This is a genomic window from Novosphingobium oxfordense, from assembly GCF_044029435.1.
Taxonomy (GTDB): domain Bacteria; phylum Pseudomonadota; class Alphaproteobacteria; order Sphingomonadales; family Sphingomonadaceae; genus Novosphingobium.
In genome coordinates this window covers 1,575,219-1,592,010 of the sequence record NZ_CP147005.1, presented here as the reverse complement: position 1 = coordinate 1,592,010, position 16,792 = coordinate 1,575,219, and the positions used below count along the sequence as shown (strand labels likewise).

At 66.3% G+C, this 16,792-nt stretch carries 15 protein-coding genes; 11 read left to right on the top strand and 4 right to left on the bottom strand.

The features are described 5' to 3' along the window. Nucleotides 1–78: 78 nt before the first annotated feature. Genes WBP07_RS07315 through WBP07_RS07300 form a run of 4 tightly spaced genes read right to left on the bottom strand, consistent with a single transcriptional unit; the run spans nt 79 to nt 2,874 of the window. Nucleotides 79–870, bottom strand: coding sequence for a hydrolase 1, exosortase A system-associated (locus WBP07_RS07315; RefSeq protein ID WP_395395165.1), 792 nt, complete (start codon nt 868–870; stop codon nt 79–81). Continuing rightward, nucleotides 867–1,541 carry a hypothetical protein gene (locus WBP07_RS07310; RefSeq protein WP_395395163.1) on the bottom strand — a complete coding sequence of 225 codons (675 nt, stop codon included), beginning with the start codon at nt 1,539–1,541 and terminating at the stop codon, nt 867–869. Before WBP07_RS07310 ends, WBP07_RS07315 begins: the two co-directional genes overlap by 4 nt. Before the next feature lie 25 nt (nt 1,542–1,566). After that, nucleotides 1,567–1,830, bottom strand: a complete 264-nt coding sequence (locus WBP07_RS07305) for a phosphopantetheine-binding protein (RefSeq protein ID WP_395333743.1) — start codon at nt 1,828–1,830, stop codon at nt 1,567–1,569. A gap of 39 nt (nt 1,831–1,869) precedes the next feature. Then, the gene (locus WBP07_RS07300; RefSeq protein ID WP_395395161.1) at nt 1,870–2,874 is read right to left on the bottom strand and encodes a GNAT family N-acetyltransferase; all 1,005 of its coding nucleotides are present in this window, start codon (nt 2,872–2,874) and stop codon (nt 1,870–1,872) included. Nucleotides 2,875–2,909: 35 nt separating this feature from the next. On the opposite strand from WBP07_RS07300, the gene WBP07_RS07295 reads away from it, so the two are divergent. The 11 genes from WBP07_RS07295 (at nt 2,910) to xrtA (ending at nt 16,781) form a co-directional block, all read left to right on the top strand. After that, nucleotides 2,910–4,445, top strand: a complete 1,536-nt coding sequence (locus WBP07_RS07295; RefSeq protein ID WP_395395160.1) for an acyl-CoA ligase (AMP-forming), exosortase A system-associated — start codon at nt 2,910–2,912, stop codon at nt 4,443–4,445. Further along, entirely contained in the window at nt 4,442–5,668 is a 1,227-nt protein-coding gene (locus tag WBP07_RS07290; RefSeq protein ID WP_395395159.1) for a pyridoxal-dependent decarboxylase, exosortase A system-associated, read from the top strand. Before WBP07_RS07295 ends, WBP07_RS07290 begins: the two co-directional genes overlap by 4 nt. Before the next feature lie 169 nt (nt 5,669–5,837). Beyond that, entirely contained in the window at nt 5,838–6,482 is a 645-nt protein-coding gene (locus WBP07_RS07285) for an XrtA/PEP-CTERM system exopolysaccharide export protein (protein WP_395395158.1), read from the top strand. A 17-nt stretch (nt 6,483–6,499) separates the two neighbouring features. Continuing rightward, nucleotides 6,500–8,020, top strand: coding sequence for an XrtA system polysaccharide chain length determinant (locus WBP07_RS07280; protein ID WP_395395157.1), 1,521 nt, complete (start codon nt 6,500–6,502; stop codon nt 8,018–8,020). A gap of 14 nt (nt 8,021–8,034) precedes the next feature. Next, a complete protein-coding gene (locus WBP07_RS07275) occupies nt 8,035–9,057 on the top strand; it encodes a capsular biosynthesis protein (RefSeq protein ID WP_395395155.1) in 1,023 nt (340 codons plus the stop codon). A 53-nt stretch (nt 9,058–9,110) separates the two neighbouring features. Continuing rightward, complete coding sequence (locus WBP07_RS07270; RefSeq protein WP_395395154.1) at nt 9,111–10,817, top strand: preprotein translocase subunit YajC; 1,707 nt, start codon at nt 9,111–9,113, stop codon at nt 10,815–10,817. Between the two features lie 23 nt (nt 10,818–10,840). After that, nucleotides 10,841–12,037, top strand: a complete 1,197-nt coding sequence (locus tag WBP07_RS07265; protein WP_395395153.1) for an XrtA/PEP-CTERM system-associated ATPase — start codon at nt 10,841–10,843, stop codon at nt 12,035–12,037. Between the two features lie 32 nt (nt 12,038–12,069). After that, nucleotides 12,070–12,942, top strand: coding sequence for an XrtA system polysaccharide deacetylase (locus WBP07_RS07260; RefSeq protein ID WP_395395152.1), 873 nt, complete (start codon nt 12,070–12,072; stop codon nt 12,940–12,942). After that, complete coding sequence (locus tag WBP07_RS07255) at nt 12,939–14,012, top strand: FemAB family XrtA/PEP-CTERM system-associated protein (protein ID WP_395395151.1); 1,074 nt, start codon at nt 12,939–12,941, stop codon at nt 14,010–14,012. Before WBP07_RS07260 ends, WBP07_RS07255 begins: the two co-directional genes overlap by 4 nt. Further along, nucleotides 14,012–15,235: a TIGR03087 family PEP-CTERM/XrtA system glycosyltransferase gene (locus WBP07_RS07250; RefSeq protein WP_395395150.1), complete on the top strand. Its 1,224-nt coding sequence runs from the start codon at nt 14,012–14,014 to the stop codon at nt 15,233–15,235. Before WBP07_RS07255 ends, WBP07_RS07250 begins: the two co-directional genes overlap by 1 nt. After that, nucleotides 15,225–16,781, top strand: coding sequence for an exosortase A (gene xrtA, locus WBP07_RS07245; protein ID WP_395395149.1), 1,557 nt, complete (start codon nt 15,225–15,227; stop codon nt 16,779–16,781). The genes WBP07_RS07250 and xrtA overlap by 11 nt, the downstream gene beginning before the upstream one ends. The last annotated feature ends 11 nt before the right edge of the window (nt 16,782–16,792 follow it).

The window sequence follows — 16,792 nt, the reverse complement described above, 5'->3', positions numbered from 1 at the left end:
AAGGTGTAGCTCTAAGGTCAAATCAGCCTCGCCTCGTCTTTGCGAGGAGGCGACGCCGACGAAGCAATCCCGAGCTGCTCAGCGCGACGCCAAGGCTTGCAAGCTCTCCACAACCTGCCCGAACAGCCATTCCTGAGCGTCCGGCTCGACATAGCTATGCGTGGCATCCGCGCATGTCCGCAGCCGGGTATCCCGCTTGTCCCAGGTGGCCACGAACGCAAGGCCCGTCCGGTCCCGCCCGGCGATCAGGAACCGCATCGTGCCCGGAAATGCCGCAACTCCTGCTGCAATGTCGGCCGCGAGGCCTTTTGGCACGGCAGGAGCGGGGCGGGCCGCCGCCACAAGGCTACGCAACAGCGGAACGATAGCGACCTTGCCGGTAAGCAAGCGCTTCAGCGCGGCCGGATCGGCAAGCCGCCGTCGATAGTGATCGCGTACGACCTCCGCAGGCGCTTCGCCAGCTGCATCCTCATCGAACGTCCACGGGTTTGAGAGCACCAAGCCGTCGAATCCAGTCCCACCGCTCAGCATCAGCGCGGAAGCTGCATCGCAGTTGCCGAAGCCAACCACGCGCGAGACGTGGGGGCACTCGGCCCGAAGCGCGGAGAGGGCGGCTGCGATATCCGGAGCGCTTGCGCGAAATCCTCGGTTATCGCCTTCGCTGTCGCCGACGCCCCGCCGGTCGAACCGCAGGACGGGATAGCCTGCCGCCGCTACCCGCGCCGCGAGCAGGGCCTGGCTGTTCCATGCCCCAGCGCGCGTCTCGTTGCCGCCGGAAACGATAAGCAGGGCGGTATCGCCCAACGCTTCGTCGATGGTCGCGGCAAGCTCGACACCCTCGCATACGAACGTGAAATGCCGCCGCGTCATGCGTGCATTCCCTCGATCAGCAGGGCGGCAAGCGCGTCGGCCTGCGCTGCATCCTCGTCCGGCTCGGCGCGCAGCCACAGGCCGCTGCCACCGACTTGCTCTTGGGAGATCACCGGAGTGGCCGGATCGGGCGCGAGCGCTTCCAGATCGCGGAACAGCGCCGGGCCCAGCGGATAACCGGCGAGGGAAATACCATCGCGATGCGCCATTTCGGTCAGCACCTCGCGGCTCTCCTCCCGACCGGCCTCTCTGCCCGCGAGCATCCGGGCACGCAGCATCGAGCGCAGGATATTGCCCCCTTTTACCGGCGCGTAGTGCCATGCAGGCAGTCCGGCCGGAGTGAACAGGCATCCGCCGCGCAAGGCCAGCACGTGCGAGGCGCCGAAATGGCCGGCCGCGGCCGTCATCGCCGCGCGCCAGCTCTCGGCATCCTGATCGCGAAGATCGCGCAGGCTTTCGTTGGTGCCGGGGAAATCGGGCAGGAACGCATCGACACCCGCCCGATCGAGCCGGCGCATTACTTCCACGCAGAAGCGCCGCAAGCGGTTCGCCTCGTCGAACAGGGCAGGCACGACCAGCAGTCGCAGCGCACGGCCGCGATCGAAGGCGAGCGCATGTTCATCGCTCGCGCCGTCACGGGGCAGAGGGCAGGGCCAGAAGAGGGGGGTCATTCTGCGATCCCCCTCAAGGCAGAAGTCAGGCCGTGGCGCGCTTCGCCTTGGCGAATTCGAGCAGCCCGCCAAAGGTCTCCAGCATTTCGCCGTCGATCTCGTCGTCCTCGATGATGATGTCCAGCCGATCTTCCAGTTCGGTCAGCAGGCCGGCCACTGCCATCGAATCGAGTTCGGGCAAATGTCCGAAAAGGCCGGTATCGGCCTGAAACGTCTCGGCTTGTCCCTGCTTCAGGCCTAGTACGTCCGTCAGGATGCGGCGCAGCAGCAGGTCGGTATCGTCTTGCATGGCCCCTCTCTTCGGGCATTGTCTTGATCTCCCGCGCCTCTAGCCGCGCTTCGCGGCTGCGGCAAGGCGGCGTGCGGCCCCCTTGGCAATATTCGGCCAGTTTCTGGGATCGAGCGGGCGGATCATGTCCAACCTGTATCGCGGTCGCACAATTTCCATCCAGTCGCGCTTGTAGGGATCATCTCCAGTGCCGAAATCGACGAGGTCGACCTTGTCGATATCGATCACATGGCGGAAAAGCGCCGCGCTCAGCACCGATCCGGGCGAGAAGGGCTTTGCACTTTCGCGATGGGCGAGCTTGTGGATCCACGCGGTGCCGCCTTCCACGGTCCACATCTGCGCGGCAACAGCCTCCCCGCCGACATGCGCGACGCCTAGCCGCAGCCGGCCCGCTTGCCCCTCAGCCATGGCAAAGGCGCGCAGGAAACCCGGGCTGCCTTCGGCGGTTTTCCAGCTTTCGGCGTAGATATCCTCGTAGTCGGTCCAGGCATCTGCATCGAAACGATCGAACACCGCTGTCGCCACTTTGCCGGACTTGCGCTTCAGCGTCGTGCGCAGGGGGCCGGGGCGGGAGGCGATATATTCGTCATAGCCGCGCCCGGCGATCAGCAGCACGTGGTTGGTATCGCACCGCGTGCGGGAGACCATCCAGCCCGCCTTGCCGAAGGCCTGCTCCAGCCGCGCAGCGCTGCCGTCTTCGTCGGGCACCCCATGCAGCGTGACGCGGTGCGCCCGCTTGCGCAGGTCACGCGCCAGGGCCGCAAGCAAGGTGTCCGACTTTGCCGCTAGAGGACGAAATCTGAAGGAATACCAGTTCGATAGAGCCGTAAGCTCACCTGATTTCCCGGTCAGCGGCAGCACGGCAAGTTCGTTTCCATCCCGCGCCACCGCGATCAATGGGGCGATGCCGCAATGTTCGGCCAGCATCGAAAACCATTCCAGCCGGTCGAATGGCGCGCGCTGGTTGCTCTCGGAAAGCCAGAGCGCTAGCTGGCCGTCCGATTGCACTTGCTTAAGATCGCGGTGATAATCGACGTTTACCACGTAGCTACGAACCTCTTGCGGAGCCTTTCCTCACCATGAGCGGCAGTCCCGAAAACCCGATCCTGCCGCTCGACCATCTAGCGCTGCGCGGGGCAGACGATGCCCCGGCACTGCTGTTGCGTGGAGAGACGCTGGACTACAAGGCCTTAAGATCGCGTGTCTCTCGTCTTGCGGCATGGCTGGCACGCGAAATTCCGGCGAAAGGCGCGCGCGTCGCTACCTGGGCGGCCAAGGGGGAGCTTACCTGCCTGATGCCGCTGGCCGCCGCGCGGGCCGGATTGGTGCACGTCCCGATCAATCCGCTGCTCAAGCATGCCCAAGTCGCGCATATCCTGGCCGACAGCGGCGCGCTGATGCTGATCGGCACGCCCGCACGCCTGACGACGCTGGGCGAAGGTGACGTTCCGACGGTCTGCCATCTCGTCGAGGAAGGCGCCGCGCTGGCTGGTGCAGAGGCGCTTGGCGGCGATTTGTCGCCTTCCCAGGCCGATCCCCACGATCTGGCCGCGATCCTCTATACCAGCGGTTCGACCGGGCGGCCCAAGGGCGTCATGCTCAGCCACGCCAACATGTGGCTGGGTGCGGAGAGCGTGCACGAATACCTCGGCCTGGCGCCGGACGACCGCACCTTGGCGGTGCTGCCGCTGTCGTTCGACTATGGGCAGAACCAGTTGTTTTCGACATGGCATGCGGGCGGTTGTGTGGTTCCGCTGGACTACCTGATGCCGCGTGACGTTGTGAAGGCGGTGGAACGGCATGCGATCACCACGCTGGCAGCGGTGCCGCCGCTCTGGGTGCAGATCACCGAACTCGACTGGCCGGACGAAACGGCCGCAAAGCTGCGCCGCCTGACCAACAGCGGCGGCGCGCTGACGGTGGACCTCGTCCGCCGCCTTCGCGCGCTGTTCCCGCAGGCGCGGCTTTTCGCCATGTACGGGCTGACCGAGGCGTTTCGCTCCACTTACCTCGATCCCGCGCTGATCGACAGCCATCCCACTTCGATGGGTAGAGCGATTCCCCATGCAGAAATTCTTGTTATCAACGATTTGGGTGAAGTTTCTCAGGACGGGGAGGAGGGCGAACTCGTCCATTCCGGTCCACTCGTGGCCCAAGGCTACTGGCAGGATCCGGAGCGCACGGCGGAGCGTTACAAGCCCGCTCCGGCGTCTTCGCGCTATGGCGGCATGGCGGTCTGGTCCGGCGATCGCGTGAAGCGCGGTGCGGATGGGCTGCTCTATTTCGTCGGCCGCCGTGACGCCATGATCAAGTCCGCCGGCAATCGCATCAGCCCGCAAGAAGTTGAAGAGGCGGCGCTGGCCACCGGCCTCGTTGCCGAGGCTGTCGCGCTGGGGGTATCCGATCCGAGGCTGGGGCAGGCGGTTCACCTTGTCGTTCGGGCTGCGCCTGAAAGTTCAGGTGCGGAAGAAGAATTGCCTCGTAAGCTAAAGGAAGAATTGCCAAATTTCATGATTCCTCAAGTCATTCACTGGCGCAACGCCATGCCGATAGGTCCCAACGGCAAGATCGATCGCACCGGGCTTGCCGCCGAGCTTGCGGAGATGGTTTCGTGAAGCCTCTGGGTCCGATTCCAGCCGGTTACGACAGCATTGACGGTGTGCTCGCAGTGGGCGGCAGGCCGGTCATCGAATGGGTGGAGCAGGCCGGTGACACGCCGCTGTTTCTCTACAGTGCCGATCTCGTTCGCGCACGGGTTGCCCAACTGCGCGCGGCGATGCCGTCCAGGCTCGCTCTGCATTATGCGGTGAAGGCCAACCCGTTTGGCCCGCTGCTGACGCTGATGAACGGGCTGGTCGATGGTTTTGACATCGCATCCGGTGGAGAACTCGAGATCGTGCGTGGTGCCGGGATCGACCCGGCGAAAGTTAGCTTCGCCGGCCCGGGCAAGCGCGACCGGGAACTGGAAGCGGCGATTGAAGCCGGTGTCACTCTCAACCTAGAATCCGAGGCCGAGGCGCGCCGAGCTTTTGCCATCGGCGAAAAGCTGGGCCGAACGCCGCGACTTGCCATTCGCGTGAACCCCGATTTCGATCTCAAGGGATCGGGCATGAAGATGGGCGGCGGTGCGAAGCCTTTCGGTGTCGATGCCGAACGCGTGCCGGCGCTGGTCCGCGAAGTGATCGCCAGCGGCGCGGAATGGCGGGGCTTTCATATCTTTGCCGGTTCGCAGGCACTCGATGCTTCGGCCATCGCGGAAACTCAGGGACAGACCCTCGATCTCGCGGCGCGGCTGGCGGAGGCGAGCGGGGTAGCCCTGCCGCACTGCAATCTGGGGGGTGGACTGGGCATTCCCTACTTCCCCGGCGATGTGCCGCTGGACCTTTCCGAACTGGGCGCGAGACTGTCCGAACGGTTCGAATCGCTGCCGGAAATCCTGCGCGAAACCGACTTCTGTATCGAACTCGGCCGCTATCTGGTGGGTGAGGCGGGGGTCTACATCGCCCGCGTGATCGACCGGAAGGTCAGCCATGGCGAGGTTTTCCTCGTCACCGATGGCGGGCTGCATCACCAATTGGCGGCGTCGGGCAATTTCGGCACGGTGGTGCGGCGCAACTACCCCTCGGCCATCGCCACCCGGTTCGATGCGCCGGTGGAGGAGGAGGCGTCGATCGTCGGCTGCCTGTGCACGCCGCTGGACAAACTGGCCGATAAAGGCGGTTTTCCACGGTCCGATGTGGGCGACCTGATCGCGGTGTTCTGTGCTGGGGCGTATGGCGCCAGCGCCAGCCCGGCGACGTTCCTGGGGCAAGGGCCGGCGCGCGAAATGCTGGCCTAACGGGCGTTTCAACATTAGCGCGGAGTCTGTCCCAAATCGGGACTACTCCCGAATCGGGGTGAATTGGCTAACGCAATGTTCACCCTTTTAACCGATAGCGGAGGCTGGATTCTGCCACGCGCGTCATGGGTGCTGCACCCGGGCGCGCTGGTGCTGGAGGGAAGAACCTATGCTGCAATCCCGAATTATCCGCCTTCTGGGCGGAACCGCGCTGGCCGGCGTGGTGCTGACGGGATGCGCCGGAGCCGCCTCGCGCCCGCAATTGCCGCCTGCGCAGTTCGTGGCGATGCAGGAAGGGCCGGGCGAGGAATACGTGATCGGCCCGCTCGATCAGTTGACGATCTTCGTCTGGCGCAACCCGGAACTGGGCGCGAAAGTGCAGGTGCGGCCCGATGGGCGCATCACCACGCCGCTGATCACGGACATGCCGGCCGTGGGCAAGACCCCGGCAATGCTGGCCGAGGATATCCGCCTTCAGCTTTCCCAATACATTCAGGACCCGCTGGTTTCGGTCATTGTCGACGGGTTTGCCGGCACGTTCAGCCAGCAGATCCGCGTCGTCGGCGCGACCGAGAAGCCGGCCTCCATCCCCTATCGCGCGAACATGACCGTGCTGGATGCGATGATCGCGGTGGGCGGCCTGTCCGAATATGCCGCGGGCAACCGCGCCAAGCTGATCCGCTTCGACAAGGCGAGCGGCACGCAGAAGGAATATGCGTTGCGCCTGAGCGATCTGCTCAAGAAGGGCGAGAGCAAGGCGAACGTCATGCTCAGCCCCGGTGATGTGATCATCATCCCCGAAAGCATGTTCTAAAGGGGGCCTAGGGCGACATGAACGGCCTCTACGAAGAACTGCTCAGCGCAGTCCACAGCGTCTGGCATCGGCGCTGGATCGCCTTGGCCGTGGCCTGGGCGATCTGCCTTGTCGGCTGGCTACTGGTCGCCCTGATTCCCAACGGCTACGAATCGCAGGCGCGCATTTTCATCCAGCTTGACGATGCCCTGGCCGAGCAGGTGGGCATCGGTGTGGCGGACAAGAAGCGTGACATCGAACGCATCCGCCAGACGCTGACCAGTGCCGTCAATCTTGAGAAGGTCGTACGCGGAACCCGCCTTGGCGACACGATCGAGTCGCCCGCCCAGATGGAAGCGGCGGTGCTGCGGCTGGGCAACAAGGTGAAGGTCGTCAGCCAGGAGGATAATCTCTTCCAGATCAGCGCGACGGCAGATTACGGCTCGTTCTCCGATGCCGAGAATGCCAAGCTGGCGCATGAGATCGCGCAGAAGATGATCGACATCTTCCGTGAAGAGAATCTCGCCGGCGACAAGGGCGACATGGTGGAGACGCTGGAGTTCGTGAACCAGCAGCTTCGCCAGCGTGAGAAGGAGCTGGAAAGCGCCGAACAGCGCCGTACCACCTTCGAGGCGCAGCATCCCGAACTCGCCCAGGGCGGCGCTGCCGTCGTGCAGCGGCTGGATGCCTCGCGCACCCAGCTTCGCGACGTGGAAGCCGATCTGATCGCGGCGCAGAGCGCGCTTGCCTCCATGGACGGCCAGCTTGCCAGCACGCCCCGCACGATTGCCGGTGCCGGCGGTGGTGGCGCCGCGGCGGCGCTGGCCCATGCGCAGGCTGACCTTTCCTCCATGAAGGCGCGCGGCCTTACCGACAATCACCCGGACGTGATTGCCGCCCGTAACCAGATCGCCGCGCTGAAGGGCCCGGCGGCGCAGGAAGCGGCCAGCGGCGTCGGCACGCCGAACCCGACCTACAGCTCGCTCCAGTCGATCCGGGCGGAGCGTCAGGCCGCCGTACAGGCACTGGTCGCGCGCAAGGCGGGGCTTCAGTCGGACATCGGTTCGCTGACGGCTTCGGCGATCCAGGATCCCGAACTGGCCACGCAGGCGCAGCGGATCAACCGTGACTACGACGTGCTCAAGGAACAGTACGACAAGCTTCTGCAGGACCGTGAGGAACTGCGCCTGCGCGGCGAGGTGAAGACCGGGCGCGAGGCGGTGAAGTTCCAGGTGGTCGACCCGCCGACGAGCCCGCGCAAGCCGGTTGCACCCAATCGCCCGCTGCTGCTGCTGGGCGTGCTGCTGGCGGGCATCGGCGGTGGATGCGCCGTGGCCTTTGCGCTGAGCCACATGCGCTCCGTCTTCGCGACTGCCGGTAAGCTGGAGCGGGCAACGGGCCTGCCGGTGCTGGGCACCATCTCCCAGCATCTGACCGATGGCGCGCGTGCCGTGCGCCGCCGCCGGCTCAGGCTGTTCTGCGGAGCCGGGGCCGCGCTGGGGGCGCTCTTTGTGGTGCTGGTGGCCGCGGAATTCATTCAACGCGGCACGGTGGCCTGAGGAAAGCGGTGACGATGACCGAACACAGCAAGCTTCCGGTGCCTGAAAAGGGTGAGGCCAAGCCCCGTGAATCGCTGATCGAGCGGGCGGCGGGGCGTTTCGATTTCACCCGCCTCTCCCGCCCGGCGATATCGATTCCGCCGGTACCTCTGGTCCGGCCGGTTGCCCCGCCGCCCGCAGCGCCGGTGAAGCCTGTGGATCCTGTGAAGCCGGCGACACAGGCCGCATCCGCAGCTTCGGCGGCAATTCCGGCTGAAGCCCCGGCTCAAGATGCCGTCGTGCCCGCGCCCGTGCTATTCGAAGGCCCGCGCCACCCGATCGATCGCGAGCGCCTGCGCGACCAGGGCCTGATCGTGCCGGAAGGCGCGGTGACGGCGCTTCTGGAAGAGTTTCGCATCGTCAAGCGCCAGCTTCTGATGCAGGCGGCGGACCTCCGCCGCCAGAACGCCGGTGCCGCCGCGCAGCGCGTACTGATCAGTTCGCCCCATCCGGGCGAGGGCAAGACCTACTGCGCGCTCAATCTGGCGCTGGCCATCGCGGCGGAGAAGGAGAGCGAGGTCCTGCTGGTGGATGCCGATTTCGCCAAGCCTTCGATCCTGTCTACGCTTGGCCTGCCGGGTGGTCCGGGACTGATGGACGCGCTGATGGACGAAACCATCGACGTGGCGGACTGCGTGCTGGGCACCGATGTTCCCGGCCTGTGGGTGCTGCCCGCCGGCGATACCACGGTGAACGACAGCGAGTACCTGTCGTCGTCGCGCGCGGCGCAAGTGCTGGCACGGCTGACCGAAGGCACGCCGCGCCGCATCGTCATTTTCGATTCGCCGCCGGCACTGGCGGCTTCGCCGGCTGCGGAGCTTGCCAAGCACGTGGGGCAGGCCGTGGTGATCGTCCGCGCGGATCGTACCGGGCAGGGCGCGCTGGAAGATGCGGTATCGCTGCTGGACGGCTGCCCGAACGTCCAACTCATGCTCAATGCTGCCCAGTTCAGCCCGAGCGGTCGCCGCTTCGGCGCTTATTACGGGTATAGCGGATGAGTTTCGGACGTTCCCGAGCGTGCCTTGCCGGTGCGCTCGCTGCATTTCTACTGATGCCTGCCGCTGCCGGTGCCCAATCCCTGGGCCAGAATTCGGCCGGTGGCGATGCCAGTGGCATTGCCGGTGCCGGCGGATCCTCCACGACCGGCGCCGATGCCGGTGCGACGGGCAAGTCTGGCAAGCGCGCCGGCCATGGCGGCAAGAAGGGCACCCGCCGGATCGAAGTTTCCCCCTATATCGAGGTGGATCAGATCGTGACGGCGGAGCTTACGCCCGGTGACGATGTGCTCACCTGGACGCAGCTTGCTGCCGGGGTCGATGTCGGGATCGAGGGGCGCAACAACGCGCTTTCGGCCTCGGTTCGCTATCAGAAGCAGATCGGCTGGGGCAGGGCGACCAATGGCGACGTGATCAGCGGCGTCGCGCGCGGCTACACCACGATCGCGCCGGGCCTGACGCTGGAGGCAGGCGCGCTCGCCACGCAAACCAGTACGGGCAGCGATGGCAGGGCGCTGTCCGGCGGACTGGTTTCGGCGAAATCGCGTACCAATATCTATTCGGTCTACGGCGGCCCTTCGTACAAGACGCGCGCGGGCGACATCGACCTCTCGGCCGATTACCGGGCCGGTTATACCAAGGTGGACCAGCCCAATGCCTTCGTCGCCACGCCGGGCGCGGCGGCGACCGACATTTTCAACCACAGCGTCACGCAAGTGGCCGATCTGGAAGCGGGTGTCGCGCCTTACGTGGTGGCACCCGTGGGCCTGGGCGTGGGCGGAAGCTTCTATCAGGAAGACGTGTCCAACCTGGACCAGCGCGTGCGCGATGCGCAGGCGCGGGGGCTGGTGACGGTGCCCGTCAGCCGCACTGTCCAGATGGTCGGCGCGCTGGGATACGAGGACGTACAAGTCTCCAGCCGCGATGTGCTGCGCGATGCGGACGGCAATCCGGTGATCGACAGCAATGGCCGGTACAAGACCGACAAGAGCCAGCCGCGCGAGCTGGCCTATGACGTCAGCGGCTTGATCTGGGACGTGGCGGTGATGTGGCGGCCCAGCCCGCGCACCTCGCTCACCGCGCATTTCGGCCGGCGCTACGGCGGCACGGCCTATGGCGGCACGCTGGCCTGGGCCCCGAACGACCGCAACAGCGTAAACCTTGTTGTCTACAATACGCTGTCCGGCTTCGGCGGCCAGCTCAACCGCGCGATCGACCAGTTGCCCGACGATTTCGAGGCGGTGCGCGATCCGGTGACCGGGGACTTGCGCGGTTGCGTGTCCTCGGTCGATGGCGGCAGCTGCCTTTCGGGCACGCTGGGTTCGGTGCGTTCGGCAGTGTTCCGCGCGCGGGGCTTTGCGGCAAGCTGGTCGCACAGGATCGGCCACATCGATAGCGGCATCGGCTTCGGCTACGATAACCGCCGCTTCATCGCGCGGCAGGATTCGGTGCTGGCCGCTGCGGACGGTGTCATCGATGAGAACTGGTGGGTGGTCGCCTACCTCTCGGGCCGTCTGGGCCGTGAGGCGGGCTGGTCCGCCAGCGCCTATGCCAATTGGCTGTCCAGCAACGATGCGCTGACCGGCGATGTTAACGGCTATGGCATCAGTGCATCGTATTATCGCATGCTGGCGCGCCGCCTGCGCGCGACGCTGGCGCTCAGCCTCGATGGCGCCAACCGTGGCGGCGCCGGCCGTGACGATGCCTTGATTGACGATTACTGGACCGCATCTGCCCTGGCCGGGCTGCGGTACAGTTTTTAAGAGTTTCGTGGGAGAACAGAGAAATGTTCGAAGATTTCTACGGGCTCCGGGCGAGGCCCTTTCAACTCACCCCCGATCCGGCGTTCTATTTCGAGAGCGCGACGCATCGCAAGGCGCTGTCCTACCTGGGCTATGGCCTGGCGCAGGGAGAGGGCTTCGTGGTCATCACCGGCGAAGTCGGCGCGGGCAAGTCCACGCTGGTCGCTCACCTGATGGCGACGATCGATCCGGCGCAGCTTACCGTCGGCCTGGTGGTGACCAGCGCGCTGGATGGTGAGGAGATCGTCCACGTCGTCGCGCAGGAATTCGGCCTGCACGTGGCGGGGCATGACAAGGCATCCGCCCTCGGCGCGATCGAGGCTTTCCTGCATGCAGAGGCGCGCGCCGGCCGGCGCTGCCTGCTGATCGTCGATGAAGCGCAGAACCTGGCGGTGAGCGCGATCGAGGAACTGCGCATGCTGTCGAACTTCCAGTTGGGCGCGCATCCGCTGTTGCAGACGCTGCTGCTGGGCCAGCCGGAATTCCGCGCGACGCTGCTGGAAAGCCCGGAGCTGGAGCAGCTGCGCCAGCGCGTGATCGCCACGCATCACCTTACCGCGATGACCGCGCGCGAAGTGCAGCCTTATGTCGAGCACCGCCTGGCATGCGTCGGCTGGCAGGGGCAACCCGCGTTCGACGATCAGGTCCATGCCGAAATCCACGCGGCCACCGGCGGCATTCCGCGCCGGATCAACCAGGTGCTCAATCGCCTGCTGCTGCTGGGCGCTGTCGAGCAGAAGACGCGGATCGATGCCGCCATGCTGCGCGAAGTGCTGGGCGAACTGGACGACGATGGCGCGATTGCGCTGGTCAGCCCGCAGCCCAAGGCCGTTGCTGCTGCCACGCCCTTCGCGGCCGCGCCGGCAACGGCAACCGCCATCGATACGGCTGCAACCGCCGCGATGATCGAGGCGGCGCTGGCGCATCGCGACATGCAGATCGACGAATTGCAGCGCGCGATCCTCGAACTCGCTGCCGTTGCCGATGACGCAAGGCATGCTCCGGCCCCGCACGGCGACGGGGCGGCAGTGGCCGTATTGCAGGAACAGCTTGCCCAGGCGCAGGCGCAAGTGGCCGGTCTGGAAGCCCGCGTGGCAGAGCAGGAGGCGACCCTGCGCCATATGCTGACCATGCTGATCGAATGGTTCGAGGGCGGCGAAGGCCACCGCGCGGCGGCCTGATCCTTCCCGAAGTGCCGGAAGCGGAGCGAGACATGCGCGATGTGCGGCCTATCAACGGGCTTTCGGTCGACGTCGAGGACTGGTTCCAGGTCGGCGCGTTCGAGACTGTGATCGACCGTGCGCAGTGGCCGTCTCTGCCGTGCCGGGTGGAGCGGAACTGCGACGAGATCCTGGCGCTGTTTGCCGAGGCGGGCGTAGTGGGCACGTTCTTCACGCTCGGCTGGATCGCCGAGCGGCATCCGGCGATGATCCGCCACATCGTCGAGGCGGGACACGAAATCGCCAGCCATGGCTGGGATCATGAGCGCGTGTTTCGGATGGACGCGACACGGTTCGGCGCCGACCTTTCGCGCGCCCGCAAGGCGATCGAGGATGCTGGCGGGGCGGCCGTAACCGGCTATCGCGCGCCCAGTTTCTCCATCGATGCGCGCACGCCATGGGCTTTCGATGTGCTGGCGGAGCAGGGCTACCGCTATTCGTCCAGCGTCGCGCCGGTGGTGCACGATCACTACGGCTGGCGCGAGGCGCCGCGCTTCGCGTTCCAGCCCATCGCCCGCAGCGATTTCGTGGAGATCCCGGTGACGACTGCGCTGTTCCGTGGACGACGGCTGGCGGCAGGCGGGGGCGGGTTCTTCCGCGTGCTGCCCTATGCTTTCTCCCGCTGGGCGATCCGGCAGGTGAATGCGCAGGGGCGGCCGGCGGTGTTCTATTTCCACCCGTGGGAGATCGATCCCGGCCAGCCGCGCGTGGATAACGCGCCGCTGCGATCGCGCCTGCGCCACTATACCAATCTTGGCGCGATGGCGGGCAAGCTGCGGCGGCTGGTGGGCGAATTCCGCTGGGGCCGCATGGACGAACTGGCCGCGCGCGAGGCCGCGGCCGTACAGGAAACGCTGGCGGCATGAACGCGCCGTTTTCCTTGCCTGCCAATCTCCGCCTGCCCGACCTTGCCGACCCTGGCGAACTGGCACGGATAGAGGGCTTTCTGGCGCGTCATCCGGATGCGACGCCGTTCCATCGTCCTTGCTGGTTCGTTCCTGTTGCGAAGGCAACCGGCAACGACGCGCTTGCGCTGGTGCAGGAACGGCAGGGCGAGATTGTCGCCTTTCTCCCCCTCAACGTGATCCATTCGCCGGTGTTCGGTCGGTTGCTGGCTTCCAGCGGCTTTGCGGTCGGCGGCGGGCTGCTGACCACGGACGGCGCGGACATCGCAGCGATCTTTGCGGCGCTGGAGGAACTGGCGCTGCGCCTGTCCTGCCCGGCGATCGAACTGCGCGGCGGCGCGCTGCCCGGCGCGCGGCAGGGTTGGGCGTTGAAGACGGAGAGCCACTGCAACTTCGCCCGCCCTATAGCCGCCGATGACGACGCCGAACTGCTGGCGATCCCGCGCAAGCAGCGCGCAGAAGTGCGCAAGGGGCTGGGATTCGATCTCGAAGTGGAAGTCGGCACCGGCGAAAGCGACCGCGCCGCGCATTACGCCGTTTTCTGCGAGAGCTATCGCAACCTCGGCACGCCGGTCTTCCCGCGTGCGCTGCTGGACGCAGTGGTCGATGCCTTCGGAGCCGACGCCGATATTCTTACCGTGCGCCATCAGGGCACACCCGTCGCCAGCGTGATCTCGCTCTACCATCGCGGGGCGGTGATGCCGTATTGGGGCGGCGGCACGCACGCGGCACGGGCCTTGCGCGCCAATGACCGGATGTATTTCGAACTGATGCGCCATGCCCGTGCGCGCGGCGCCACGCATTTCGACTTCGGCCGGTCCAAGACGAACAGCGGCGCCTATCACTTCAAGCGCAACTGGGGCTTCGAACCCGAACCGCTAAGCTACGCCACGTGGACAGCGCCCGGCGCGGCCCGGCGCGATGCCGATCCGACGAGCGCGGGCCTCTCGCTACAGATCAAGGTCTGGCAGCGCTTGCCGCTGGCGCTCGCCAACCGGCTGGGGCCGCTGATCGCGCGCGGGATCGGCTGATGGAACTGCTGTTCCTGGCCCACCGCATCCCATTTCCCCCGGATCGCGGCGACAAGATCCGGTCGCATCACATCCTGAAGGCGCTGGCGCGGCTGGCGCCGGTCCACGTCGGCTGCTTTGCCGACGATCCGGCCGATCGGGCGAGCGAGGGCGATCTGGCAAGCTTGGCGACAAGCCATCTGCTGATCGATCGCGGCAAATCGCTGGCGCGGGCAGGGCTGGAGGCGCTGGCACGCGGCGCTCCGCTGAGCGTGACGGCGTTCCACGATGCCCGCATGGCCCGCTGGGTGGCGGAGATCCTGCGCACGCGGCCGATCGGCGCGATCTATCTCTTTTCCGGGCAAGTGGCTCAATATGTCCCGGCGAACTTCCGTGGCCGGGTGATCGCCGATCTTGTCGATGTCGATTCCGCCAAGTTCGAGGCCTATGGTGCGCAGGGGCACGGCTTCCGGGCGTGGATGGAGCGGCGCGAAGCACGCTTGCTGGCGGCCGAGGAAGCCCGCATCGCCCGGCGGGCGCATGCCACGCTGCTGGTCAGCGATGCGGAGGCGGCGCTGTTTCGAAAGCGCCTGGCCGATCCGGCCTGCACGGTTCAGGCACTGGGCAACGGTATCGATAGCGATCTTTACGATCCGACCAAGGTCACGCCCGATCCGCGGATGGCAGCGATTCCGGGCCCGCGCCTGATCTTCACCGGGCAGATGGACTATGCACCCAACATCGCCGCCGTCGAGCGCGCGATTGCGCGCATCATGCCGTCCGTCCGCGCTGCGTTCCCGAATGCGAGCCTGCACGTGGTCGGCCGCAATCCTCCGCCATCGCTTGCCGCGCACGACGGGCGTGACGGGATCCGCATCTGGGGCCGGGTGGACGACGTTCGCCCCTTCCTGGCCGCCGCCGACATGGCGCTCGTTCCGCTGGAAATCGCGCGCGGCGTGCAAAACAAGGTGCTGGAGGCGATGAGCATGGCGCTGCCCGTGGTGCTTTCGACCGGTGCCGCCACCGGGATCGCCGCCGCGCATGGCCGCGAATTTCTGACGGGCGACAGCGATGCCGCGCTTTCGAAGGCCATTTGCGCGTTGGCGGCCGATCCGGCCCGGGCCCACTCCTTGGGCCAGGCTGCCCGGTCATGGATCGAGGCGCACGCCGGGTGGGCCGCCGCATTGGAATCGTTGCCACGGCTGACGGGCTTCGATCGGCCGGATTTCAGCGATGCCGCCTGACGCCTTGCCGCTGCGCCGGCCCGCACCGATCGAAGCCTTGCCCCGCGAATGGCGCATGCCGTTCCTGCGCGTTGCGCTGGTCTGGCTGGCGCTCGTGCTGGTGTTCCTGCCCGATTGGGTGGCGATGGGCCGTCAATGGTGGGACATTTCGACCTATAACCATGTGGTTCTGATCCCGCCGATCGTGGGCTGGCTGGTCTGGCAAAGGCGGGATGAACTGGCGAAGTTGACGCCGTTCTGCTGGTGGCCGGGCCTCGTCCCCTGCGCGGGCGCTGCGTTCCTCTGGCTGCTGGGCGCGCTTTCCGGGCTCGACCTGGCCAGGCAGGCGGGGGCGGTGGGGCTGTTGGTCTCGACCGTACCGCTGCTGCTGGGCCCGCGCGTTACCGCCGGATTGCTCTTTCCGCTTTGCTACATGGCCTTTCTGGTCCCGTTCGGAGAGGAACTGGTCGAAATCCTCCAGACCGTAACGGCTACGATCACGGTTGCGCTGACCCATCTGTCCGGGATCGAAGCGCGGATCGACGGCGTGTTCATCGATACGCCGGCCGGGCTGTTCGAGGTGGCCGAGGCTTGTTCGGGCGTCAAATTCCTGATCGCGATGGTCGCTTTCGGCACGCTTGCGGCGAATGTCTGCTTCGTGAGCTGGAGACGGCGCGGGCTGTTCATGCTGGCCTGCGCGATCGTGCCGATTCTGGCTAATGGCGTGCGTGCCTGGGCGACGATCTTTGCCGCGCAGTTCGTGGGCGCCGAAAAGGCATCCGGTTTCGATCATATCGTCTACGGGTGGATATTCTTCGCGCTCGTCCTTGCGGCGGTAATTTCGGGTGGCTGGCGCTTTTTCGACCGTCCTCTGGATATGCCGATGATCGATGCGCAGGCGATCGAGGCGAACCCGCTGCTGGCCCGGTTCGGCGACGCAAGAATTCCGGCTTTCCCGGCGCTGGGTGCGCTCACCGGGCTTGTCGTGGCGGCTTTGCTCTGGGCCCATGCGGCCGAGCGGCTGATGGCGCCCCTGCCGGCGCGGATAGAACTTCCCGAAGTCACCGGATGGCACCGTGTCGACTATGCTCCGGCCCTTTGGTGGGAACCGCGCGCGCAAGGCGCCGGCCATCGCCTGCTGGGTCGCTATGCCGATGATGAGGGGCATGAAGTCGACGTTTTTGTGGCCCTTTACGCGAACCAGGGCGAAGGGCGTGAGGCGGGCGGCTTCGGGCAGGGTGCGTTGACGCCGGACACTCCCTGGGCCTGGCAGGGCAATGGCCCCGCCTTTGCCGATGCGCGCAGCGAGCGGTTGCTGGGCCATGGCTCGGTCGAGCGCCTTGCCGTCACCTGGTATCGCACCGGATCCTTGCTCACGGGCAGCAACGCCAGCCTCAAGCTTGCGGTGATCCGCGATCACCTGCTGTTGCGGGCGCGGCCGACGATGATGCTGATCCTTTCCGCCGAAGACCGCCCCGGCCGCCCGGCACGGGCTGCGGTCGCCCGGTTCCTCGCCGCGACCGGCGACATCTCCGCGTCGATGGACCGCATCGGCAAGATTCGCTAGGTCAGACGCTT